This window comes from Faecalibacterium prausnitzii, from assembly GCF_049532945.1.
Classification (GTDB): domain Bacteria; phylum Bacillota; class Clostridia; order Oscillospirales; family Ruminococcaceae; genus Faecalibacterium; species Faecalibacterium prausnitzii_N.
Genome location: NZ_CP186691.1, coordinates 939,143 through 960,771 on the forward strand (window position 1 = coordinate 939,143; position 21,629 = coordinate 960,771).

A 21,629-nucleotide genomic window follows, 5' to 3' on the forward strand; every position below is an offset into this window, starting at 1 on the left:
GGGCGGCTGTGTGGTATCGGAAAATGTTACTGCATGTTGGCTTTCTGGATGAGGCTGCGAATGTGGTGAGCCAGCATTTCAATGGCGGTGGTGTTCTCGCCGCCGTTGGGTACAATGATGTCTGCGTTGCGCTTGCTGGGCTCCACAAAGGCCTCGTGCATGGGCTTGACGGTAGTCAGGTACTGCTCGATCACGCTGTCCAGACTGCGGCCCCGCTCCTTCACATCCCGCACCAGACGGCGCAGGATGCGCTCGTCGGCGTCGGTGTCCACATAGATTTTGTAGTCGAACAGGGCGCACAGCTCCGGCTCCACAAAGGGCAGGATGCCTTCCACGATCAGCACCGGTGCGGGCTCGATGTGCTGCACCTTGTCGCTGCGGTTGTGGTTGGAGTAGTCGTACACCGGGCAGTCGATGGCGCGGCCTGCCTTCAGCTCCTGCAGATGGTAGATCAGCAAGGCGTTGTCAAAAGCATCCGGATGGTCGTAGTTCAGCTTGCAGCGCTCCTCAAAGGGCAGCTCGTCGTGGCGCTTGTAATAGCTGTCGTGGGAGATCAGGCGCACCTCGTCCTCCCCGAACCGTTCCTTGAGCCGGATGGCCAGTGTGGTCTTGCCGCTGCCCGAACCACCCGCGATGCCGATGATGAGATTGTTCATGCTCCAAAATCCTCCCGCCTGCCGATTTCGGTAGAAAAACCGGTCAAAATAAGTTATAATAGAAACACTGTATCTTACTGCCTATCATAACACAAAAACGCGGTTTTTGACAGAGCAAACCATGCTCTTGGAGGAAATTTGATGAAAAAAATCGTTTTGGCTCCCTACATTGACCAGACAGACCGCTGGGTGAACGGCTGCGAGAGCATCAGCGCAGTGATGCTGCTGCAGGCGATGGGCATCCGGATCGACCCGGATACCTTCATCGAGCGGGACCTGCCCCATGCGCCCTACTGGGAGCAGGATGGGAAACTCTACGGCCCGGACCCATGGCAGGTCTACCCCGGTGACCCGCACGACCACACCGGCTACGGCTGCTATGCGCCCTGCATCGTCCGGGCGCTGAACAGTGCGCTGGAACACGAGGGCGCGGCCGGGCAGTTCGAGGTGGTGGACGAGAGCGGCAAGACGGCGGCGGAACTCTGCCGGTACGTCGACGCCGGGATGCCGGTGGTGTTCTGGGCGACGCTGGATTTCCAGCCGGTGCCCGAACAGCGGGACCACTGGCTGTTGGCCGACGGCACCGACTTTGCCTGGAAGTGCAACGAGCACTGCCTGCTGCTGGTGGGCTACGATGCCGAGCATTACTGGTTCAATGACCCATGGCACAACCACGGCCTCTGCTGCCAGCCCAAGGCGCTGGTGGAGGCCTGCCATGCCGCGCAGGGGATGTTCGCTGTGACCCTGCGCAGGAGGTGAGCTGCCATGCAGAAGGACGAACTGAAACAAAATGTCAAAAGCTACGCTCAGAAGTTTGAGGACGGCGGCCTCCGGCTGCTGAAAAAGGGCCAGAAGGGGGTCATTCACGCCATCTTCAGCCGGTTCGGGCTGGTGCTGCTGCTCCTGCTGCTTCAGGTGGGGCTGCTGGTCAGCATCTTCCGCTGGTTCGGCAATCTGCTGCCCCACTACTTCGGCGGCAGTGTGGTCGTCACGGCGGCCATGGTTCTCTACCTGCTGAACAGCAAGATGGACAACAGTGCAAAGATCACCTGGATGGTGGTCATTGCGCTCTTTCCAGTGGTGGGTGTGCCGCTGTTCTTCTATGTGAAGAGCAACTTCGGCCACAACATCCTGCGCAAACGGCTGCTGGAACTGGAAGATGTGCTGCGCACCCAGCTGCCGCAAAACCAATCGGTCGTCCAGAAGCTGGAAGCGTCCGAACCCGGCGCGGCGTCGCTGGCGACCTATCTGTATGGGCGGGGCGGCGGCTTCCCGGTGTATGAGAACACCGCCATGACCTATTTCCCCAGCGGCGAGGCCATGTTCGATGAAATGCTGCGCCAGCTGGAAACGGCAAAAAAGTACATCTTTCTGGAATATTTCATCGTGGATGAAGGCCTGATGTGGGGCCGCATTCTGGAAGTGCTGGCCCGCAAGGCGGCGCAGGGGGTGGATGTGCGTGTGATGTATGACGGCACCTGCGAGTTCTCCACCCTGCCGCGGGATTACCCCAGCCGGCTGGAAGCGCTGGGCATCCAGTGCAAGGTGTTCTCGCCGGTCACGCCCTTCGTTTCCACTCACTACAACTACCGCGACCACCGCAAAATTCTGGTCATTGATGGCCAGGTGAGTTTTACCGGCGGCGTGAATCTGGCAGATGAGTACATCAACCACATAGAAAAGTATGGCCGCTGGAAGGACTCGGCCCTGATGCTGGAAGGCGAAGGCGTGCGCTCCATGACGGCGCTGTTTTTGCAGATGTGGTGCATCCTGGAGGAGCCGGAGTTCGACGCCTTTCTGGCCGAGCCCATCCCGGTGCCGGAAAATGCCGGAGGCACGGCGGCTCCCTATGGGGACTGCCCGCTGGACGGTGAGCGGGTGGGCGAAATGGTGTACATGGATATGCTCAACCGTGCCCGGAAGTATGTGCACATCATCTCGCCGTATCTGATTTTAGACGGCGAGCTGGAAACGGCCCTGCGCTTTGCGGCAGAGCGCGGTGTGGATGTGCACCTGATCCTGCCGGGCATCGCGGACAAAAAGTTTGCGAACTCGCTGGCCAAGACCCATTATTCGTCCCTGCTGGATTCGGGTGTGAAGATCAGCGAGTGGACGCCGGGCTTTGTTCATGCAAAGGTCTTCGTCGTGGACGACCGGGAGGCCGTGGTGGGCACCATCAATCTGGACTACCGCAGCCTGTACCATCACTTTGAAGATGCAGTCTGGCTGACGGATGCCCCCTGCATCCGGGACATCGAGGCGGATTTTCAGGCGACGCTGAAACAGTGCCGCACCGTGGAAAACGACCCCAGAAGCATCTGGCAGGGGCGGTGGCTGTTCCGCGCACTGGGCATGCTGCTCAAAGTGCTGGCACCGCTGCTGTAAAAAAGAAACAAAAAAACGAGGCTGTCCGCGGGATGCGGGCAGCCTCGTTTTTGCTTAGTTGAGTGCAGTCAGTGCCTTGACACAGGCGTCAAAGCGCTCCTGCGGGAGGGTCTGGGTGAAGAGCTGGAACTTCTTCAGCGTCAGAGCGCGGCAGTCGGGATAGGTCTGGACAAGTTCGACCAGCTCCGGCAGATGCTCTGCCAGCAGCGGGGCGCTGGCGGGGTCATCCAGCAGCTTGCCGATCCGCATGTCCGGGCCGTACTCCGTGGCCTCTGCGGGCTGGGGCACAAGCTCGTCATGCCGGAAGATGTGTTCCAGAAAGCGCAGGGCCATCGGGAACCAGTGGGCGAGATCCGGGTTCTCATAGCTGCGGGGCGCGGTGACGTTGAGGGTGCCCAGCGAAGCGCCGTGGTCGCCGTAAGAGAAGATGTGGATCTCATAGGGAGTGTGCAGCGCCGCCAGGCGGGAGGCAAAGTCCAGCGAGTTCGAGGCAGGCACGAGCCGGTCGCCCTGGGTCGCGAACAGGAAGGAAGGCGGCGTCTGGGCGTCGATGTGGTTCAGCACATTGGGCATCTGGACGCCCATGGCGACACCGTCCGCGGCGTAGACGCCGTAGCCCAGCAGCAGGGCGGCGGGGCGGATGCGGCCCATGGTGCCCAATGCACCGGTCAGGTGGGCACCGGCGGAAAAGCCCAGCACGGCGATCTTGTCCGGGTCGATGTGGAGCTCTTCTGCGTGGTCATGCAGGTAGATGAGCGACTCCTCCGCCTCGGCCAGCGCATTGTCGAACACCTCGGCACCGGGGCAGCTGGTGCTGACGGTATACCGCAGCACGAAGGCGTTGTAACCGGCATTCAGAAAGGCCAGCGCCACTGGCTCGGCTTCGCGGTCGGTGCAATAGGCATAGCCGCCGCCGGGGCAGATGAGGACGGCAGGGCAGACATTCAGGTTGGGCAGGGCGCTGCTGGTCTGCTGGACATAGCCGGTCAGGGTGGCGCTGCGCCGTCCGACGGGATGGGTAAACTGGTTCATAGTGGGTACCTCCGTTTGAATTTATTGATATTGCTTTTCCAGCGAGAAACCGCGCCCACTGACTTCGGTGACGCGGCTGACGATGAGAAAGCATTCCGGGTCGATGGAATGAACGAGCTTTTCGAGCTTGGGCAGCTCCCGGTTGGAAACGACGCTGAGCAGCACCTCAGTAGGCTCGTGGGTGTAGCCGCCCTCGCCGTGCAGGATGGTCACGCCCCGGTCGATCTGCTCCAGAATGGCATCCCGGATCTCGTCCGATCGGGTGCTGACGATCTTGACCTGGGTGCGGCTGTCGCCCAGAAGGAGCATTTTGTCCATGACGATGGTGTGCAGGATGACCATCACGATGCCATAGAGCACCTGTTCCAGCGGGCTGAAGAGCGCCTGCACCAGCAGGATGGCAATGTCGAAGACCATCATCGTGAGAGACACCGGCAGGCGGAACCATTTTTGAAGCACCAGCGGAGGGATGTCCATGCCGCCGGTGGATGCGCCTGCCCGGATGACCAGCCCCAGTGCCACGCCGATGCCCAGCCCCGCGAAGACCGTGCACAGGAAGATGTCCTCGGTGAGGACGCGGTCGGCCAGAAGCCGCTCCCACAGCGCCAGAAAAACGGGGCTGAGGATGCTGCTGGCCAGCGTGTTCAGCGCAAAGGCGCGGCCCAGAACGGCCCAGCCCCAGACCAGCATGGCCAGGTTGAACACCAGCAGAAAGCCGGAGACGGACAGGCCCGTCAGCCGCCCGAAAGCCAGCGCGATGCCGGTGGCACCGCCGGTCACGAGCCCGGCAGGCTCCAGAAATAAGGCGACCGCCAGCGCGTAGAGCGCGTTGCCAAGGACGATGACAAGGCTGTTCCAGAAGAGCTGGCGGCGATGCGTGTAGTTCATAGAAGCTCCCTCCTTTCTCCTATGATACAGGATAAATATGAAAAAATCCACGCCTGCGATGCAATAAGATGCAATAACAAGAAGAATGGCACCCGGTGGGTGCCATTCTTCTTGTTATGATTAGGATTCTTCATCCAGAAGCCGCAGGCCCGCCGTATCGGTGACGGGCAGGGAGAAGACGATGGCCCCGGCTTTGGGGTCGGCCTTGCGCATGATGGCTTTCATGATCGCGTTCTTCTGGGCGGTGTGGGAGACGATGAGGACCAGCTCCTTTTCGTTCACCAGCTCCACGCCAAGGAACTGGGCTGCGCCTTCCATGCCGGTACCCTTGGCGTGGATCACCGTGCCACCGCCAGCACCTGCTGCGCGGGCGGCATCCATAATGGTGCCGGTGTGGCCCTGATTGGCAATTACCAGCAGCAGTTCGTAACGGGTATCCTTCAAGGTGCTCTCCTCCTCTACGGTGAAGGTCTGGTGTTCGGTCAGGAATTGCAGGGCGCGTTTGCCGCCGATGCTGCTGACCGGCACGATGAAGGCGATGCCGGTGCCGGGCACATCGATCTGCAGCTTGCGGCGCAGGCCCTTCTGGAGCCTGGGCCAGGTGTCAGCGGTGATCATGGCAAGGAGGACGGCTTTCTCGGTCTTTTCCAGGCCGAGGGTGGAAAGCGTCTCCTGCACGGCGGTGCCGGAGCCGACGGTGCGCAGGCTGACCGTGACGCCGAACTCGGCATACAGAGCCAGAAAGGCATCGGTGGAGCGGCGGTCGGTGATGGTGACCAGCCAGTAAAGTGAATTCACGCAAAGACCTCCTTACAGCTCGATGATCGCGTCATCCGGCAGGTCGGCAAAGGCCAGCGCGGGGGTGGTGTGCACCGGCTGGGCGCTGCGGGCGCGGCGCTGCTTGAGCTGCGCCATCAGGCCCATCAGCTGCACCGTAATGAGCGGGGTCATGGCCACCATGGCCACCACGCCGAAAGCGTCGGTGACGATATTGCCGCCCACGGCCACGCAGGCACCCTGTGCCAGCGGCAGCAGGAAGGTGGCTGTCATGGGGCCGGATGCCACGCCGCCCGCGTCAAATGCAATGGCGGTGAACAGCTTTGGCACCACAAAGGAGATGCCGATGGCAAACACATAGCCCGGCACGAGGAACCACAAAATGGAAACGCCGGTGAGCACCCGCACCATGGCAAGACCCACCGAGATGGACACGCCTGCCGAGAGTGCCATGCCCATGGCCTTGGCCGAAATGGCACCGTCGGTCACCTCTTCCACCTGCTTGTTCAGCACATAGACGGCCGGCTCGGCCTTGACGATGAAGTAACCGATGAGCATTCCAATAGGAATGATGATCCAGCGGAAGCTCTGCCCGGCCAGCACCTGACCCAGATAATTACCGGCGGGCATAAAGCCCACATTTGCGCCGGTGAGGAACAGCACAAGACCGATGTACGTATAGGCCAGGCCCACGCCGATGCGGCCCAGCGTCCGGCGGTCGAGTTTGAGGGCCACCAGCTGGAAGACACCGAACATCAGCACGATGGGCAGCAGCGAGGTGGCGATCTCCTTGAAGTAGGTGGGCAGGCTGACATGGAACAGCTGCCACAGCTCCACCGAGTCGCCCACATCGGGCAGGATGGGCGGGATGTAGGCGCTGTTGCTGGCCCGGAACAGGATGCCCAGCAGCAGAACGGCCAGGATGGGGCCGACCGAACAGAGGGCCACGAGGCCGAAGCTGTCGTCCGCCGCGTGGCGGTCGCCGCGGATGGACGAAACACCCACGCCCAGCGCCATGATAAAGGGCACAGTCATGGGGCCGGTGGTCACACCGCCGGAGTCAAAGGCGACGGCCAGGAACTCTTTGGGCACGAAGGCCGCCAGCACGAAGATCAGCCCATAGAACACGACGAGGAGCTTGGGCAGCGCGATGCCCAGCAGCATGCGCAGGAAGGCCACGACGAGGAAGAAGCCCACGCCCGCCGCGACCGAGAGGATGAGCGTTATGTTGGGGATGGAGGGCACCTGATTTGCCAGCACCTGCAGGTCCGGCTCCGAAATGGTGATGAGGAAGCCCAGCGCAAAGCCCACCCCGATGATGAGGGGGACGCTGCGGCTCCGGGTCAGCACCGCACCCACGCGCTCGCCCATGGGGGTCATGCTCATCTCCGCGCCCAGTGTGAAGAACATGATGCCCACCACGATCATGGCGGCCCCCAGCAAAAAGCACAGCAGGATGCTGGGCGACACCGGCGCAATGGTAAAGCAGAGCACCAGCACGATGGCTGCAATGGGCAGCACTGCCTGCAGCGCTTCCAATAGTTTTTCCCGCAGTTTGGGAAGCGAACCTTTAAGTATAGTGTCCACCGACCTTTCTGGACCTGTTTTGCGTCGGAATGACAAAAACAGATATCCTCTTTGGAATAATCGCGCTGCGATTTATCTTTAGTATACAAGAAATGACGATGCAGGGCAACTAAGAATTGGCTAAGAATGTAAAAGGCTCCGAATATTTACAGATCCGACATAAAAAGCCAGCCCGGCGGCGGGGCCGGGCTGGCTGGGTTCATTCGATGTTCTGTTTGCCGAGCACATCCGAGGTGGGCGTCTCGAAGGTGGGGATGCCGGCGTAGGGGTCGGGGGTGGTATCAGCGGGCAGGCTCTTCATATACTCGTCCATGGACTGCGCCACCTGCTTGGCGATGGCCACAGCCTCCACCACGGTGCGTGCGCCCATCACGGCATCGCCGCCGGCAAATACGCCCTCGCGGGTGGTGCTGCCGTCCTCGCTGACGGTGAGCAGACCCTTCTGGTTGGTCTCGATGCCGGTAGTGGTCTTGACGAGGTTGCTCTCCGAGCCCTGGCTGACCGACACGATCACGCCGGTGTGGGGGTAGAAAGTCTCACTGCCCTCCACCTGAGTGAACCTGCCATCTTCGCCCTTGACGGTATCGCGGCAGATCAGGCCGTTCTCGCGGATCTCCACCGGTGCTTTGCAGAAGCGGAAGCCCACGCCCTCCAGCTTTGCATAGCTCACCTCGTACTCGGAAGCACTGATGCAGCTCTCGTCGCGGCGGGCATAGCAGGTGACGTGGCGGGCACCGTTGCGGATGGCGGTGCGGGCGCAGTCCATGGCAGAGTTGCCCACGCCGATCACCGCAACATCGCTGCCCAGACGGAACGCCTTGGAGTTTGCCAGATAATCGATGCCAAAGGCTACATTTCCCAAAGTTTCGCCCTTGATATGCATGGCGTTGGCCTTCCACAGACCGGCACCGATGAATACGCTCTTGTAGCCGTCGCGGAACAGATCATCGATGGTGATGGTCTTGCCGATGGTGGTGTTGGGCCGCACCTTGATGCCCTTCAGCTCCAGATGGCGGTACTGGAAATCGTCTAGCACGCTGTCCGGCAGGCGATAGTTGGGGATGCCGTAGCGCATGACACCGCCAATTTTATCGCGGGCATCAAAGATGGTCACATCGTAGCCCCAGCGTGCCAGCAGCACCGCAATGGTCAGGCCCGCCGGGCCGGAGCCAACGACTGCCGCCTTCATGCCGTTTTTGGGGGCAGGGCCGGCGGTCATTTTGTTGGCGTAGGTCGTGGAAATGTAGTCTTCAATAATGGAGAAGTGCACCGGGTCGTGGCTGGGCATCCGGTTGCGCACGCAGTGGCCCTCGCACTGGTTCTCGTGGTTGCACACCAACGCACAAACGGTGGTCAGCGGGTTATTCTCAAACAGCATTCTGCCAGCTTCGTCCATCTGGTTTGCCTTGAGCAGCCGAATGACCTCCGGGATGTTGGTGTGGATGGGGCAGCCCTGCTGGCACAGCGGCTTTTTGCAGCCCAGACAGCGGTTGGCTTCGTCCAGAACGTGAAGTGCCATGCAGTTCCTCCTCTTGCGCCCATTCTGGGGACGCTTCGTTGTATCCAATACTGTCTATTATTCTACACCGGATGCCCCTCGTGATACAAGAGCGTATCTGCCAATTTTTTTGCGAAAAATTTTGTCAATTCGTCAAAAAGATAATTTTTTGACGAAGTGCGCCGCCCATAGGCTCCGGTGTTTTCCGGCAGAGCGCGGAAAAATCGCTGGCCGTGAGCTGGGCGGGGACCATCCGGGTGCAGGCGTCGTTTTCGTCCTTCAGGCGCATCAGCGCGTGCGAGACGGGAAGGTGTGCTTCCTTTAATAAAGAAAGGGCTTCTCGGTTGGCCCCCAGCAGGTGGAGATAAGGCGGCAAGGCGGGCAGGGCGTCGTCATAGCCCAGTGCCGCATCCATGGCAAGGCGGCGCATCCGGGCCCGGGGGTAACGCACAGTGGTCAGCGCGTCCAGCAGCTCTTCGTGGGTGGTGCTGGCCCGCACGGCCCGCTCCAGCCGGTGTTCCAGACCCTCCGAAACGCCCCGCACGGCAGCAAACGGCGTCTGCCCCACGCAGCGGGAGCGGAGCAGGGCCAGCTCGCAGCGGCCCGCCGCGTCAAAATCGGTGTATTGACCGGCGGCGAAGGCCTCCCGGTAGAAGGGAAGGACGGCTTCGGGCACATAAGGGGCCACGGCATCCGCCCCGCCGGTCTGCCAGAGCTTCCGCAGGGCGCTGGCGCTGGCAAACCGGACGGCGTCCGGGGCCAGTTCCTGCCCGTGGTCTGCGCCCTGACGGGGCAGCGGGACCGGCGTCATGGCGGGGGCCAGTTCGAGGATGGCCTTGCAGTACTCCACGGCCAGGTTGTTGTTGGGCTTGTCCAGTAGAGCAGCCAGCGGAGTGCCGGGGCAGAGCGCTTCCACAGCGGCCTGCCGCGCGGCAGCAAAGTTTCTGGCACCGTCGGCCAGCTGGGCCTTGAGGGCGGCGCGGTAGTCCGCGCACAGCAGGACGCGGGCTGCCTGCATCAGGAGGGCGGCGTCCGGCGTCTCGGCCCCGAAGACCAGCGTGTCGCACCCGGCGGCGGAAAGGAGCCGCACCCCCGCGCGGGCAAAGGCTTCGGCCCCGGTCCCGGCGCAGGGGGCGGGCAGGGCGAAGACAAAGTCAGCCCCGCAGGTGAGCGCTGCGCGGACGCGGACGGCCTCTGGCAGCAGAGGCAGTGCGCCGCGCTGGGTCAGCCCGCAGCTCATGGCCACGGCGACCCGTTCGGCCCCCAGCGCTTTTGCCTGCGCCAGCTGCCATGCATGGCCGTTGTGAAAGGGGTCGTACTCTGCAATGATACCGGCAAATTTCATAGAGTTCACCTCAATTCCTCGGTCGGACTCCCCTCATCAGAGGAGCTGGCCGCGCCAGAGCGCGGACTGAGAGGTTCGATTCAAATCAAAACGCATCGACAGACACATTGTGAAATATATGTCAGACTAACAACAAAAAATGGCAATATACTGCGGATTCTGGGCAGGATGTACAAAAAAGACGGGATACTTTGTAGAACCCTTTGCCTCGTTTACGGCTTGAAAAGGGGGCAGACCTATTATATAATATTTTTAGGAATCTGTAAAATTCTGCCCGTTCCGGCGGGTGGAAAAACAATATGGAGGCACAAGAAGATGAAAGTTCTGGTTATTAACTGCGGCTCTTCTTCCCTGAAGTATCAGCTGATCGATATGGACGGCGAGAAGGTGCTGTGCAAGGGCCTGTGCGAGCGCATTGGCATGGAAAGCAGCATGATCACCCACGAGGCCAACGGCCATAAGGCCACCACGCCCGCCATCTTCCCCACCCACACCGAGGCTTTTGCCGAGGTCGTGAAGAAGATGACCACCGGCGAAGGCAAGTGCATCAACGACGTCAGCGAGATCGATGCCATCGGTCACCGTGTCGTGCACGGCGGCGAGAAGTTCAAGGAGAGCTGCCTGATCACCGACGAGGTCATCGAGACCATCCGCGAGCTGAGCCCTCTGGCTCCCCTGCACAACCCCGCCGGCATTCTGGGCATCGAGGCCGCACGCAAGGTGTTCGGCAACATCCCCATGGTGGCTGTGTTCGATACCGCTTTCCACAGCACCATGCCTCCGAAGGCTTATATGTACGCCATTCCGTATGAGTACTACGAGAAGTACGGCGTGCGCCGCTACGGCTTCCACGGCACCAGCCACAAGTACGTTGCGCACAAGGCTGCCGAGTATCTGGAAGAGCCCATTGAGCGCCTGAAGCTGATCACCTGCCACCTGGGCAACGGTTCCTCCATTGCCGCTGTGGATCAGGGCAAGGTCGTGGACACCTCCATGGGTATGACCCCGCTGGCCGGCCTGATGATGGGCACCCGCTGCGGCGACCTGGACCCCTCTGTGGTCAACTACCTGAAGTACACCCTGAACATCACCGGCCACGAGCTGGACGAGATCCTGAACAAGAAGTCCGGCCTGCTGGGCATCTCCGGTGTTTCCAGCGACAAGCGTGACGTGGAAGAGGCAGCTGCTGCCGGCAACAAGCGCGCACAGCTGGCTTCCGACATGCTGAACTACCAGATCAAGAAGACCGTTGGCGCTTACATCGCTGCAATGGGCGGCGTGGATGCCATCGTCTTCACCGGCGGCATCGGCGAGCACGATGCAATTGCCCGTGCAAAGGTCTGCCACCACATGGATTGGCTGGGCATCCGCATCGATACCGAGAAGAACAAGCACCCCGTGGGCGATGTGTGCGAGATCACTGCCTGGGGCGCAAAGGTGCGCACTCTGGTCATTGCTACCGATGAGGAGCTGATGATCGCCCGCGACACCAAGGAAGTCATTGAGAAGAAATAATCGAACCTCCAAAGCCACATTGCTAGAGCCGCGTTTCCGCAGGGGAGCGCGGCTCTTTTGCTGTTTTGAACGATGCAAAGTCTGTCTTATTGGGCGGAATCCACAAAAAGGAAGGCGAATGGTTGTTTTTTGGTTGACAAATTTCAAAAAGAACGGTACAATAGAAAAGTCCTCAATTGGAGGACGTCCATTCATTCAAGCCCCTGGTAAGCTTACTGATCAGCGCGATGGTCCCAAAACCAAAGGTATGGTTACAATCCTTCCGTGGGCAAGAACTAACTAAAGAGGAGATACTACTATGTTTGAAGACAAGACTCTGGTCTGCAAGGACTGCGGTAAGGAATTTGTTTGGACTGCTGGTGAGCAGGAGTTCTACGCATCTCGCGGCTTCGAGAATCAGCCCCAGCGCTGCAAGCCCTGCCGTGACGCCCGCAAGAACGGCGGCGCACGCAGCAACAGCGGTGAGCGTCAGATGTTCGATGCTGTCTGCGCAGCTTGCGGCAAGGCTTGCAAGGTTCCCTTCCAGCCCCGTGAGGACCGTCCGGTCTACTGCTCTGACTGCTTCGCTCGCATGAAGCAGAACTAAGCGCTGATTTTACAAGTTTGAATCGCGTGGCCCCCTCTGCCGCAAGGCAGAGGGGGCTTTTTGCGCCAGCGGTCGTACAGAGCCAAAACGTTAAAATTTACAAGAATACTTGAAAATAAACCTAGTAATAGGGTATAGTATATATGGTCGGCCGTCTGGCTGGCGAAATGACCGAAACAGAAAGGAAAACCATCATGTTTGATATTTTCAATATGCTCAAGAAGGACAAGGACGAAAAGAAGGCTGCCGTGAAGCAGGTGACCCGCGAGACCATCATCGGCGATATCCTGGATATGGACCAGACCACCGCTCCCTACTTCATGGAGATCGGCATGCACTGTCTGGGCTGCCCTGCATCCCGCGGTGAGAGCATCGAGGAGGCCTGTGCTGTCCACGGCGTGGACTGCGATGAGCTGATCGAGAAGCTGAACGAGCATCTGGCCGCAAAGAAGGCATAAATTGCTGCCCACACTGGATGCGCGTCTGGCTGCCGCCGCAGAGCTTGTGCGGCCGGGAGAGCCGGTGGCAGACATCGGCTGCGACCACGGCAAGCTGACGGCGGTGCTGGCGGCTTCGGGAAAATACCCGAAGGTGATCGGTGTCGACCTGCGGCCCGGCCCGCTGGCAAAGGCAGAGCAGACGCTGGAACATGCAGGCTGTAAAGACCGCGCTGAGCTTCGGCTTGGCGACGGTCTTTCTGTGTTGTCGGCGGGGGAAGTGGGCACCATCGTGCTGGCGGGTGTCTCCGCACAGACGACGTGGGAGATCATCGAACAGGCACCGTGGGTGATGCAGCCCGGCGGGCCGCGGCTGGTCCTGGTGCCTGCCACCCGCCACAGCGAACTTCGGCGCTGGCTGTGGGCACACGGCTTTGCCCTTGCAGCCGACCGCCCGGTGCAGGCGGCGGGCCGCTGGTACGCGGTGATGGCGGCGGAGTACACCGGCGAGCGGAAGGAAGCCTCCTTCACCGAATGCCTGTTCGGCAGGACCGACGAGTGGCCGGAGGGCGCGGGCTATGCGGCCTGGCAGAAAGCCAAGCTCCCACGGTTCCGGCTGGGTGTGCCGGACGGGACCGCACTGGCCGAAGAGATCGATACGTTGTTAGAATCCTCACCCTCTCAGGCCGCTTCGCGTCCAGCTCTCCCAAAGGGAGAGCCTTTGGCATAAAGAGATGCGCTGTGTGGACTGCCAAAACCTCCCACTTTGGGGGGGCGGCATCGCGCAGCGATGACGGAGAGGGGAAAGCGGGTGAAACTATGAGAACAGTCAACGAACTTTATGAAGCGATGCAGCGCATCGCGCCGCTGGAGCTGGCGGAACACTGGGATAATCCCGGCCTGCTGGTGGACTGCGGCAGACCGGTGGACCGGGTGCTGGTCACGCTGGATATCACCCCGGAAGTGGTGCAGGAAGCTGCAGCCAAAGGCTGCGGGCTCATCGTGGCCCACCATCCGGTCATCTTCAGCCCGCTCAAGCGGCTGGAACCGAGGGACGTCCCCTTCCAGCTGGTGCAGGCAGGCATTTCTGCCATCTGTATGCACACCAATCTGGATGCTGCCGAGGGCGGCGTGAACGAAGTGCTGGCAGGCATTTTCGGGATGCGGAATTGGGAGCCTTTCGCGGGCGGCTGCGGCCGTGTGGGCGAAGTGGACCCCATCCCGGTGCCGGAACTGGCGAAAAAGGCGCAGGACGCGCTGGGCAAGCGGTGCAACCTGCCCGAAACTGGCCCTGCAGTGCAGGTGAAATACACCGACAGCGGGAGGCCCGTGCGGCGGCTGGCTGTCATCAGCGGTGCGGGCGGAAGCCTGTTTGCAGATGCCATTGCTATGGGCGCGGACTGCCTGCTGACCGGTGAAGCCAACCACCACCACGCCATCGATGCCAAGCGGCTGGGCCTTTCGCTCATTGCGGCGGGCCACTATGCCACCGAATTTCCGGTGACTGCCGCCGTGGCCGAAAGGCTGCGGGCGGCGTTCCCGGAACTGGAGGTGCTGGTGAGCACCGCGAACCGAGACCCCTATACTTATATATAAAGAAGGAGAGTGAGGGAAGAATATGGCTTTGGATGCTGCAACGCTGGCGTTGACGGCGGCAGAACTGAAAACGACCCTGACCGACGCCAAGATCGCAAAACTATTTGAACCCACCCGTGATGAGCTGGTGCTCACCCTGCGTACCCGCACGGATACCTATGCGCTGCTGCTTTCGGCCCGCAGCGGTTCCGCCCGCGTGTGCCTGACCGAAGAAAGCTTTGAAAACCCGGAAACGCCGCCCTCCTTCTGTATGCTGATGCGCAAGCATCTCACCGGCGGCAGGCTGCTGGACGTGCACATGGAGCCGGGAGACCGCATCGTCTATTTTGATTTCCAGTGCACCAACGAGATGGGCGACCTTGTGCGCAACACCCTGTGTGCCGAATTGATGGGCCGCTACTCCAATCTGGTTCTGGTGCAGAACGGCAAGATCATTGACGCACTCAAGCGCGTGGATTTTGAGGACAGCGATGTGCGCCAGCTGCTGCCGGGCCTGCCCTATACCGTGCCGCCCAAACCGGCCCGCCCGGATTTTCTGACCGTGAGTTCGGCTTCCATCGTGGCAGCAGCCTGCCAGAGAGATCTGCCGGTGGCAGATGCCCTCAACAAGACCGTGGCCGGTGTTGGCCCGGTGGTCTGCCGCGAAGCTGCATGGCGTGCCTTTGACGGCGAACATCTGCCCGCCAATGAGCTGACCGAGGAACAGAAGCGCAAGCTTATGGCTGCCATCGACGAGCTGAAGGAGATCCACGCCAACGGCGGCTGTCCGTGCAGTGTGACGGCCCCGGACGGCAAGCCGGTGGAGTTTACCTTCTTCCGGCCCCGGCAGTACGGCGAGACCTATGCGGTCAGGGAATGGCCCTCCTTCAACGCCATGCTGGAGGGCTACTACGCTGAGAAGGACCGCGCGGAACGCCTGCGCACCAAAAGCAAGGAGCTGCACAAGGCAGTGCACAATATGTACGAGCGCGCCGTGCGCAAGCAGGCCGCCCGTCAGGAAGAGCTTGCTGCCAGCGGCAAGAGCGAAAAGCTGCGTCTGTACGGTGAGCTGCTCTCGGCAAACCTCTATCTGGCCCAGAAGGGCATGAAGAGCATCACCGTGCCCAACTGGTACGACGAGGGCAAGGAAGTGACCATCCCGCTGGATCTGCGGTTCACACCCAGCCAGAACGCTCAGAACTTCTTCAAGAACTATAAAAAGAAGCAGACCGCCGCCCGGATGCTGGTGGATCTGCTGGCAGAGGGTGAAAAGGAGATCGCCTACCTGGAAACGGTGCTCTACGAGGTGGAGTCCGCTTCCGGTGAGGCGGCCCTCAACGAGATCCGGGCAGAGCTGAAGAGTCAGGGCTACCTGAAATACTACAAGCAGCGGGATAAGCGCCAGAAGCCTGCAGATTTCCTGCGGTTCACTTCCACCGATGGCTTTGAGATCCTGGTAGGCCGCAACAACGCCCAGAACGACAAGCTCACCCTGCACACCGCCCGGGGCAAAGACCTGTGGTTCCATGTGCAAAAGGCCCCCGGCAGCCACGTCGTGGTCATGAGCCGGGGCGAGGAGATCCCGGACACCACCAAGCAGGAAGCCGCGGAGCTGGCAGTCATCTACTCCAGCACCTACAAGGCGGGCACCGGCGCCAAGGTGGCGGTGGACACCACTGAGGTGAAGAACATCTGGAAAGCCAGCGGTGCCAAGCCCGGCATGGTGCTGTACGAGGTGTACACCACGGTCTACATCACACCGAGGGAAGATCTGGCGGAGCGGCTGAAGAAGAAGTAAATAGAACAGACCCTCTCAGTCAAAGCCCAGCGGCTTTGCCAGCTCCCCGAAGGGGGAGCTTTCACGCTGCCCCACAAGTTGGCGCAAAACCTCGCCCTTCGGGAGAGGTGGCATCGCGCAGCGATGACGGAGAGGGTTTTGTATAACAGGAGCTTTTTGGGGGCATCCTGAAAGGGCGGCTCCGGTTTTCCACCGGAAGAGGCTTCCGGAAATTGTGCGTTCTGCACAAAATTTGAGCCGGGAGGCCAAAAGAAGAAAATAAAAAAGAAAAATCGGATTTTTTCTGAAAAATCGCGAAAAAACACTTGCCAAATGCACGAAGGTGTGATAGAATAACTCTCGGCTGCAAAGGGCTTGTGCGATACAAGTCGTGCAGGCCAGCGATATGCGTAGATGCGGGAGGTTGTCATCCGGCGATAGCTGCGATGGGTTATTTCCGCGGAGTATGTCCGATCTTAGAACCGGGCGAAAGAATTACTGACAGCGATGGAATACGTTCCCTCGGCAGAGAAGTTACTCCTCTGCGAAACGGGCGGAACCAATGTTCGGATTTGATTTGCTAATATGTTTCCGGGAGAACTGCCATGCGGTTCACCGGTTTTTATAGTGCCAAATCGAGGAACACCCGGAACTGTGTAGAGCAATTTATCGGCTCGCCTAGGGCAAAATCAATTTTTTCAGGAGGCGTAAGCAATGGCAGTCAAAGAGAAAATCAGAATCCGTCTGCAGAGCTATGATGCTCAGCTGATCGATGCCGCAGCAGAGAAGATCGTGGAGACCGCAAAGCACACCGGTGCACGCGTGTCCGGCCCCATCCCCCTGCCCACCGATCGTGAGATCGTTACCGTTCTGCGCGCTACCCACAAGTACAAGGATAGCCGCGAGCAGTTCGAGAGCCGCACTCATAAGCGTCTGATCGACATTCTGAAGCCGTCCAACAAGACGGTCGAGGCTCTGATGAGCCTCCAGCTCCCCGCTGGCGTGGACATCGAGATCAAGCTGTAAAAGACACTCGATCAAATTCGATGCCCTCGTTTCCCGAGGGGTCATGTTGGCAGTGACGTGCGCTGCCAACCAATAACCTTTACAGGAGGAAAAGAAAATGGTTAAAGGCATTATCGGCAAGAAAGTCGGTATGACCCAGCTGTTCGACGCGAACGGCAAGGTCGTTCCCGTCACCGTCATCGAGGCTGGTCCCTGCACCGTCGTGCAGAAGAAGACCGTCGAGAGCGATGGCTACCAGGCTGTTCAGCTGGGCTTCGGCGAGGTTTCCGCCAAGAAGGTCAACAAGGCAGCTGCAGGCCACTTCAAGAAGGCAAACGTTGCCCCCAAGAAGACCCTGCGCGAGTTCCGTCTGGAAGATGTTTCCGCAATGAACGTTGGCGACGTGCTGAAGGCTGATGTCTTCGCAGAGGGCGACAAGGTGGACGTTGTGGGCGTTTCCAAGGGCAAGGGCTACCAGGGCGTTATCAAGCGCTACGGTCAGCACCGTCTGCGTGAGAGCCACGGCACCGGTCCTGTTGCTCGTCATGCAGGTTCTAACGGTTCCACTTCTACCCCTGCTCGCGTGTTCCCCGGCAAGCGCCTGCCCGGCCACATGGGCTTTGTGCGCGTCACCGTGCAGAACCTGACTGTTGTCAAGGTTGACACCGAGAACAATCTGATCGCTGTCAAGGGTGCGGTCCCCGGTTCCAAGGGCACCATCATCACTCTGGCCAACAGCGTGAAGGCGTAAGGAGGAAAGCTACAATGGCAAAGTTTAACGTAGTCGATATGAACGGTCAGCATGTTAGCGAGATCGAGCTTTCCGACGCCGTGTTCGGTATCACCCCGAACGAGAAGGCTGTCCACATTGCTGTGGTGAACTTCCTGGCCAACCAGCGTCAGGGCACCCAGAACACCAAGATCCGCATGGAAGTTTCCGGCGGCGGCAAGAAGCCCTGGCGTCAGAAGGGCACCGGCCACGCTCGTCAGGGTTCCATCCGTGCACCGCAGTGGACTCACGGCGGCGTCGCTCTGGGCCCCAAGCCCCGCAGCTACAACTACCACATCAACAACAAGGTCAAGCGCCTGGCTCTGCTGAGCGTGTTGTCCGACAAGGCTGCCAATGGCAACATGGTCGTTGTTGACAAGTTCGCTTGCGATGAGTACAAGACCAAGACCGTGGTTGCAATGCTGAACGCTGTTGGTGCCGGCAAGAAGAACCTGCTGGTCAACGAGACTGTCGATGCAAAGTTCGTCAAGAGCGCTGGCAACATTGCCGGTGTGAAGACCACCTTCGCAGGCAGCGTGAACACCTACGATGTGCTGAACGCCGACAAGCTGATCATCAGCGTCGACGCAGCTAAGAAGCTCGAGGAGGTGCTTGGCTAATGAAAACCGCACATGATATCATCCTGAAGCCGGTCATTACCGAGAACTCCATGGCTGGCATCGCTGACAAGAAGTACACCTTCAAGGTCGCTACCGATGCTACCAAGGTCGAGATCGCTCAGGCCGTTGAGGTCCTGTTCCCGGGCGCTAAGGTCGCAAAGGTCAACACCATCTCTGTGCGCGGCCGTTTCCGCCGCCAGGGTATGCACGCCGGTTACACCGCTGCATCCAAGAAGGCTATCGTGACCCTGACCAAGGACTCCAAGGAGATCGAGTTCTTCAACAGCATGGTCTAAGTCGAACCCGCCGAGGGTTCCTCTATGGGGATATGACCCCGATAATAATTCATAAGATAAACAAAGGAGAATAGCACTATGGCTATCAAGAAGTATGGCCCCACTACTCCGGGCCGCCGCGGCATGACCGTCACGGATTACAGCGTCCTGTCTAAGGTCGCTCCCGAGCGCAGCCTGCTGGAGCCCATGAAGAAGCACAGCGGCCGCAACAACACCGGTCGCATCACCGTCCGTCATCAGGGCGGCGGCAACCGCACCAAGTATCGTGTCATCGACTTCAAGCGTCAGAAGACCGATATGCCCGCTACCGTCAAGACTCTCGAGTACGATCCGAACCGCAGCGCATTCATCGCTCTGGTCGAGTACACCGATGGCATCAAGAGCTACATCATTGCTCCCGATGGCCTGAAGGTGGGCGATGTGGTCATCAGCAGCAAGTCTGCCGACATCAAGCCCGGCAACTGCCTGCCCTTCGAGAACATCCCCGTCGGTACCATCATCCACAACATCGAGCTGTATCCCGGCCGCGGCGCTCAGCTGGTTCGTTCCGCTGGCAACATGGCTCAGCTGATGGCTAAGGAGAATGGCTACGCTCTGGTTCGTCTGCCCTCCGGTGAGATGCGCAACGTGCCCCTGAACTGCACCGCAGTCATCGGTCAGGTTTCCAACATCGACCACGAGAACGTCAACCTGGGCAAGGCTGGCCGCAAGCGCCACATGGGCGTGCGTCCCGGCAGCCGTGGTACCGTCATGAACCCCTGCGACCATCCCCACGGTGGTGGCGAGGGCCGCGCACCTGTTGGTCACTCCGGTCCTATGACTCCCTGGGGCAAGCCCGCTCTGGGTCTCAAGACTCGCAAGCATCATAAGCGCTCCGATAAGCTGATCGTGAAGCGTGCAGGTAAGTAAGAGAGGAGTTTAAGACAATGGGTAGAAGCATTAAAAAAGGACCTTTCGTCCAGGCTGCTCTTATGAAGCACGTTGAAGCGATGAACGCTTCCGGCAAGAAGCAGGTCATCAAGACCTGGAGCCGCGCCTCCACGATCTTCCCCGAATTCGTTGGTCACACCTTTGCCGTCCACGACGGCCGCAAGCATGTGCCTGTGTATGTGACTGAGGACATGGTTGGCCACAAGCTGGGTGAGTTCGTTCCCACCCGTACCTTCAAGGGCCACACTGGTAATTCTAAGTAATAGAGGGAGGAACACAACATGGAAGCTCGGGCAATTCTTCGTTATGCCCGCATTAGTCCTCGTAAGGTGTCTATCGTTATGGATCTGATCCGTAACAAGCCCCTGGACGAAGCGCTGGCAATCCTGCAGTACACCCCGAAGGCAGCTTGTGAGCCCCTTCTGAAGCTGGTGAAGTCTGCAGCCGCTAATGCGGAAAACAACTTCAATATGGACAAGAACAACCTCTACGTCGCCGAGTGCTACGTCTGCCCCGGCCCGACGCTGAAGCGCATGATGCCTCGTGCACAGGGCCGCGGCTACCGCATCCTGAAGCGCACCAGCCACATGACCGTTGTTCTGAAAGAGAAAGAGTAAGGAGGGAAAACAATGGGCCAGAAAGTAAATCCGCACGGCATTCGTGTCGGCGTTATTAAAGACTGGGACAGCCGCTGGTTTGCCTCCAAGAAGGATTTCAGCGATAACCTCGTCGAGGACCACAAGATCCGCACTGAGCTGAAGGCTCAGCTGAAGGATGCTGGTGTGCCCAAGATCGAGATCGAGCGTACTGTGGACCCGTCCACTTCCGCTCCTCGCGTAACTGTCAACATCTACTGCGCTAAGCCCGGCATGGTCATCGGCAAGGGCGGCGAAGAGCGCGTTGCTCTGCAGAACAAGCTGACCAAGGAGTATGGCAAGACTGTCATCGTCAACGTCATCGAGGTCAAGAGCGCTGCTACCAACGCTCAGCTGGTTGCTGAGGATATCGCTCGTCAGCTGGAGAACCGCGTGACCTTCCGCCGTGCCATGAAGCAGTGCATGCGCAATGCCATGAGCCCCCGCGATCGCGCAACCGTTCCCGCAAAGGGTATCAAGGCAATGTGCTCCGGCCGTCTGGGCGGCGCTGATATCGCTCGTACCGAGAGCTATCACGAGGGCACCATCCCCCTGCAGACCCTGCGTGCTGACATTGACTACGGCTTTGCAGAGGCTGCTACCACCTACGGCCGCATCGGCGTCAAGGTGTGGGTCTACAAGGGCGAAGTCCTGAAGAGCGCTAAGACCGCTCAGAAGAAGGAAGGAGGCAACAAGTAATGTTACTGCCTAAGCGTGTTAAGTACCGCCGCGTCCAGCGCGGCCGCATGACCGGTAAGGCTACCCGCGGCAACGTGGTGTGCCAGGGCCAGTACGGCCTTGTTGCTCTGGAGCCGGCATGGATCTCTTCCACCCAGATCGAGGCTGCTCGTGTTGCCATGACTCGTTACATCAAGCGTGGCGGCAAGGTGTGGATCAAGATCTTCCCCGATAAGCCCGTGACTGAAAAGCCCGCTGAGACCCGCATGGGTTCCGGTAAAGGCTCTCCCGAATACTGGGTCGCTGTTGTGAAGCCGGGCCGCGTTCTGTTCGAGCTGGCAGATGTCGATGAGGCAACTGCTCGTGAGGCACTGCGCCTGGCTATGCACAAGCTGCCCATCAAGTGCAAATTTGTTGTCCGTGAGGACTCCGTGAAGGAGGATGGCACCAATGAAGGCTAATGAACTCCGCGAAATGCAGACCGCAGAGCTGACCAGCAAGCTGGCAGACCTGAAGGCCGAGCTGTTTAACCTGCGCTTCCAGCATGCCATCAACCAGCTGGAGAACCCCGGCCGCATCGAAGCAGTCAAGAAGGACATCGCCCGCGTGATGACCGTTCTGGCTGAGAAGCAGTAAGG

General features: G+C 59.8%; 25 protein-coding genes. 18 read left to right on the plus strand and 7 right to left on the minus strand.

Features of this window, described 5'->3' with window-relative positions:
• Positions 1-26: 26 nt before the first annotated feature.
• Positions 27-656, minus strand: a complete 630-nt coding sequence (udk, locus tag ACNQFG_RS04695) for a uridine kinase (protein WP_423406184.1) — start codon at positions 654-656, stop codon at positions 27-29.
• A gap of 141 nt (positions 657-797) precedes the next feature.
• On the opposite strand from udk, the gene ACNQFG_RS04700 reads away from it, so the two are divergent.
• On the plus strand, positions 798-1,415 hold the full coding sequence (locus ACNQFG_RS04700; protein WP_423406185.1) for a C39 family peptidase: 618 nt from the start codon (positions 798-800) through the stop codon (positions 1,413-1,415).
• A gap of 6 nt (positions 1,416-1,421) precedes the next feature.
• Positions 1,422-3,041 carry a phospholipase D-like domain-containing protein gene (locus ACNQFG_RS04705; protein ID WP_423406186.1) on the plus strand — a complete coding sequence of 540 codons (1,620 nt, stop codon included), beginning with the start codon at positions 1,422-1,424 and terminating at the stop codon, positions 3,039-3,041.
• A gap of 54 nt (positions 3,042-3,095) precedes the next feature.
• On the opposite strand, the gene ACNQFG_RS04710 is transcribed toward ACNQFG_RS04705, so the two are convergent.
• The 6 genes from ACNQFG_RS04710 to ACNQFG_RS04735 all read right to left on the minus strand — a co-directional run bounded on the left by ACNQFG_RS04710 (position 3,096) and on the right by ACNQFG_RS04735 (position 10,168).
• Entirely contained in the window at positions 3,096-4,073 is a 978-nt protein-coding gene (locus tag ACNQFG_RS04710) for an alpha/beta hydrolase (RefSeq protein ID WP_423406187.1), read from the minus strand.
• A gap of 21 nt (positions 4,074-4,094) precedes the next feature.
• Positions 4,095-4,961, minus strand: a complete 867-nt coding sequence (locus ACNQFG_RS04715; RefSeq protein WP_423406188.1) for a YitT family protein — start codon at positions 4,959-4,961, stop codon at positions 4,095-4,097.
• Between the two features lie 120 nt (positions 4,962-5,081).
• A complete protein-coding gene (locus ACNQFG_RS04720; RefSeq protein WP_423406189.1) occupies positions 5,082-5,759 on the minus strand; it encodes a P-II family nitrogen regulator in 678 nt (225 codons plus the stop codon).
• Between the two features lie 12 nt (positions 5,760-5,771).
• Positions 5,772-7,325, minus strand: a complete 1,554-nt coding sequence (locus ACNQFG_RS04725; RefSeq protein ID WP_423406190.1) for a DUF1538 domain-containing protein — start codon at positions 7,323-7,325, stop codon at positions 5,772-5,774.
• A 199-nt stretch (positions 7,326-7,524) separates the two neighbouring features.
• On the minus strand, positions 7,525-8,844 hold the full coding sequence (locus tag ACNQFG_RS04730) for an NAD(P)-dependent oxidoreductase (protein ID WP_423406191.1): 1,320 nt from the start codon (positions 8,842-8,844) through the stop codon (positions 7,525-7,527).
• A gap of 124 nt (positions 8,845-8,968) precedes the next feature.
• Positions 8,969-10,168, minus strand: a complete 1,200-nt coding sequence (locus ACNQFG_RS04735; protein WP_423406192.1) for a nucleotidyltransferase family protein — start codon at positions 10,166-10,168, stop codon at positions 8,969-8,971.
• A gap of 315 nt (positions 10,169-10,483) precedes the next feature.
• On the opposite strand from ACNQFG_RS04735, the gene ACNQFG_RS04740 reads away from it, so the two are divergent.
• The 16 genes from ACNQFG_RS04740 (at position 10,484) to rpmC (ending at position 21,627) form a co-directional block, all read left to right on the plus strand.
• Entirely contained in the window at positions 10,484-11,683 is a 1,200-nt protein-coding gene (locus ACNQFG_RS04740) for an acetate/propionate family kinase (RefSeq protein ID WP_423406193.1), read from the plus strand.
• A 298-nt stretch (positions 11,684-11,981) separates the two neighbouring features.
• Positions 11,982-12,269 (plus strand): zinc-ribbon domain containing protein, encoded by a 288-nt coding sequence (locus ACNQFG_RS04745; RefSeq protein WP_005921120.1) that lies wholly within the window; start codon positions 11,982-11,984, stop codon positions 12,267-12,269.
• 194 nt (positions 12,270-12,463) lie between these two features.
• Positions 12,464-12,727, plus strand: a complete 264-nt coding sequence (locus ACNQFG_RS04750) for a DUF1858 domain-containing protein (RefSeq protein WP_423406194.1) — start codon at positions 12,464-12,466, stop codon at positions 12,725-12,727.
• Position 12,728: 1 nt separating this feature from the next.
• Positions 12,729-13,436: a class I SAM-dependent methyltransferase gene (locus tag ACNQFG_RS04755; protein ID WP_423406195.1), complete on the plus strand. Its 708-nt coding sequence runs from the start codon at positions 12,729-12,731 to the stop codon at positions 13,434-13,436.
• An 89-nt stretch (positions 13,437-13,525) separates the two neighbouring features.
• A complete protein-coding gene (locus ACNQFG_RS04760; protein WP_423406196.1) occupies positions 13,526-14,302 on the plus strand; it encodes a Nif3-like dinuclear metal center hexameric protein in 777 nt (258 codons plus the stop codon).
• Positions 14,303-14,324: 22 nt separating this feature from the next.
• A complete protein-coding gene (locus ACNQFG_RS04765) occupies positions 14,325-16,079 on the plus strand; it encodes an Rqc2 family fibronectin-binding protein (protein WP_423406197.1) in 1,755 nt (584 codons plus the stop codon).
• Positions 16,080-16,772: 693 nt separating this feature from the next.
• On the plus strand, positions 16,773-17,084 hold the full coding sequence (gene rpsJ / locus ACNQFG_RS04770) for a 30S ribosomal protein S10 (RefSeq protein WP_005934923.1): 312 nt from the start codon (positions 16,773-16,775) through the stop codon (positions 17,082-17,084).
• Between the two features lie 97 nt (positions 17,085-17,181).
• Complete coding sequence (rplC, locus tag ACNQFG_RS04775) at positions 17,182-17,814, plus strand: 50S ribosomal protein L3 (RefSeq protein ID WP_005938036.1); 633 nt, start codon at positions 17,182-17,184, stop codon at positions 17,812-17,814.
• Between the two features lie 14 nt (positions 17,815-17,828).
• Complete coding sequence (rplD, locus tag ACNQFG_RS04780; protein ID WP_005938033.1) at positions 17,829-18,452, plus strand: 50S ribosomal protein L4; 624 nt, start codon at positions 17,829-17,831, stop codon at positions 18,450-18,452.
• Entirely contained in the window at positions 18,452-18,748 is a 297-nt protein-coding gene (gene rplW / locus ACNQFG_RS04785) for a 50S ribosomal protein L23 (protein WP_005938030.1), read from the plus strand. Before rplD ends, rplW begins: the two co-directional genes overlap by 1 nt.
• A 78-nt stretch (positions 18,749-18,826) precedes the next feature.
• Complete coding sequence (gene rplB / locus ACNQFG_RS04790) at positions 18,827-19,657, plus strand: 50S ribosomal protein L2 (protein ID WP_423406198.1); 831 nt, start codon at positions 18,827-18,829, stop codon at positions 19,655-19,657.
• 17 nt (positions 19,658-19,674) lie between these two features.
• The gene (rpsS, locus tag ACNQFG_RS04795) at positions 19,675-19,941 is read left to right on the plus strand and encodes a 30S ribosomal protein S19 (RefSeq protein WP_005921883.1); all 267 of its coding nucleotides are present in this window, start codon (positions 19,675-19,677) and stop codon (positions 19,939-19,941) included.
• Between the two features lie 18 nt (positions 19,942-19,959).
• On the plus strand, positions 19,960-20,295 hold the full coding sequence (rplV, locus tag ACNQFG_RS04800) for a 50S ribosomal protein L22 (RefSeq protein ID WP_005921882.1): 336 nt from the start codon (positions 19,960-19,962) through the stop codon (positions 20,293-20,295).
• Between the two features lie 12 nt (positions 20,296-20,307).
• Positions 20,308-21,012: a 30S ribosomal protein S3 gene (gene rpsC / locus ACNQFG_RS04805; protein ID WP_005938023.1), complete on the plus strand. Its 705-nt coding sequence runs from the start codon at positions 20,308-20,310 to the stop codon at positions 21,010-21,012.
• Positions 21,012-21,452, plus strand: a complete 441-nt coding sequence (gene rplP / locus ACNQFG_RS04810) for a 50S ribosomal protein L16 (protein WP_005938020.1) — start codon at positions 21,012-21,014, stop codon at positions 21,450-21,452. Before rpsC ends, rplP begins: the two co-directional genes overlap by 1 nt.
• Positions 21,442-21,627: a 50S ribosomal protein L29 gene (gene rpmC / locus ACNQFG_RS04815; protein WP_005921879.1), complete on the plus strand. Its 186-nt coding sequence runs from the start codon at positions 21,442-21,444 to the stop codon at positions 21,625-21,627. Before rplP ends, rpmC begins: the two co-directional genes overlap by 11 nt.
• Positions 21,628-21,629: the final 2 nt, after the last annotated feature.

Bases quoted from the DNA above. Each gene is read 5' to 3' on its own strand.
- udk (WP_423406184.1), bottom strand. From the start codon at position 656: ATGAACAATCTCATCATCGGCATCGCGGGTGGTTCGGGCAGCGGCAAG.
- ACNQFG_RS04700 (WP_423406185.1), top strand. From the start codon at position 798: ATGAAAAAAATCGTTTTGGCTCCCTACATTGACCAGACAGACCGCTGG.
- ACNQFG_RS04705 (WP_423406186.1), top strand. From the start codon at position 1,422: ATGCAGAAGGACGAACTGAAACAAAATGTCAAAAGCTACGCTCAGAAG.
- ACNQFG_RS04710 (WP_423406187.1), bottom strand. From the start codon at position 4,073: ATGAACCAGTTTACCCATCCCGTCGGACGGCGCAGCGCCACCCTGACC.
- ACNQFG_RS04715 (WP_423406188.1), bottom strand. From the start codon at position 4,961: ATGAACTACACGCATCGCCGCCAGCTCTTCTGGAACAGCCTTGTCATC.
- ACNQFG_RS04730 (WP_423406191.1), bottom strand. From the start codon at position 8,844: ATGGCACTTCACGTTCTGGACGAAGCCAACCGCTGTCTGGGCTGCAAA.
- ACNQFG_RS04735 (WP_423406192.1), bottom strand. From the start codon at position 10,168: ATGAAATTTGCCGGTATCATTGCAGAGTACGACCCCTTTCACAACGGC.
- ACNQFG_RS04740 (WP_423406193.1), top strand. From the start codon at position 10,484: ATGAAAGTTCTGGTTATTAACTGCGGCTCTTCTTCCCTGAAGTATCAG.
- ACNQFG_RS04745 (WP_005921120.1), top strand. From the start codon at position 11,982: ATGTTTGAAGACAAGACTCTGGTCTGCAAGGACTGCGGTAAGGAATTT.
- ACNQFG_RS04750 (WP_423406194.1), top strand. From the start codon at position 12,464: ATGTTTGATATTTTCAATATGCTCAAGAAGGACAAGGACGAAAAGAAG.
- ACNQFG_RS04760 (WP_423406196.1), top strand. From the start codon at position 13,526: ATGAGAACAGTCAACGAACTTTATGAAGCGATGCAGCGCATCGCGCCG.
- ACNQFG_RS04765 (WP_423406197.1), top strand. From the start codon at position 14,325: ATGGCTTTGGATGCTGCAACGCTGGCGTTGACGGCGGCAGAACTGAAA.
- rpsJ (WP_005934923.1), top strand. From the start codon at position 16,773: ATGGCAGTCAAAGAGAAAATCAGAATCCGTCTGCAGAGCTATGATGCT.
- rplC (WP_005938036.1), top strand. From the start codon at position 17,182: ATGGTTAAAGGCATTATCGGCAAGAAAGTCGGTATGACCCAGCTGTTC.
- rplD (WP_005938033.1), top strand. From the start codon at position 17,829: ATGGCAAAGTTTAACGTAGTCGATATGAACGGTCAGCATGTTAGCGAG.
- rplW (WP_005938030.1), top strand. From the start codon at position 18,452: ATGAAAACCGCACATGATATCATCCTGAAGCCGGTCATTACCGAGAAC.
- rplB (WP_423406198.1), top strand. From the start codon at position 18,827: ATGGCTATCAAGAAGTATGGCCCCACTACTCCGGGCCGCCGCGGCATG.
- rpsS (WP_005921883.1), top strand. From the start codon at position 19,675: ATGGGTAGAAGCATTAAAAAAGGACCTTTCGTCCAGGCTGCTCTTATG.
- rplV (WP_005921882.1), top strand. From the start codon at position 19,960: ATGGAAGCTCGGGCAATTCTTCGTTATGCCCGCATTAGTCCTCGTAAG.
- rpsC (WP_005938023.1), top strand. From the start codon at position 20,308: ATGGGCCAGAAAGTAAATCCGCACGGCATTCGTGTCGGCGTTATTAAA.
- rplP (WP_005938020.1), top strand. From the start codon at position 21,012: ATGTTACTGCCTAAGCGTGTTAAGTACCGCCGCGTCCAGCGCGGCCGC.
- rpmC (WP_005921879.1), top strand. From the start codon at position 21,442: ATGAAGGCTAATGAACTCCGCGAAATGCAGACCGCAGAGCTGACCAGC.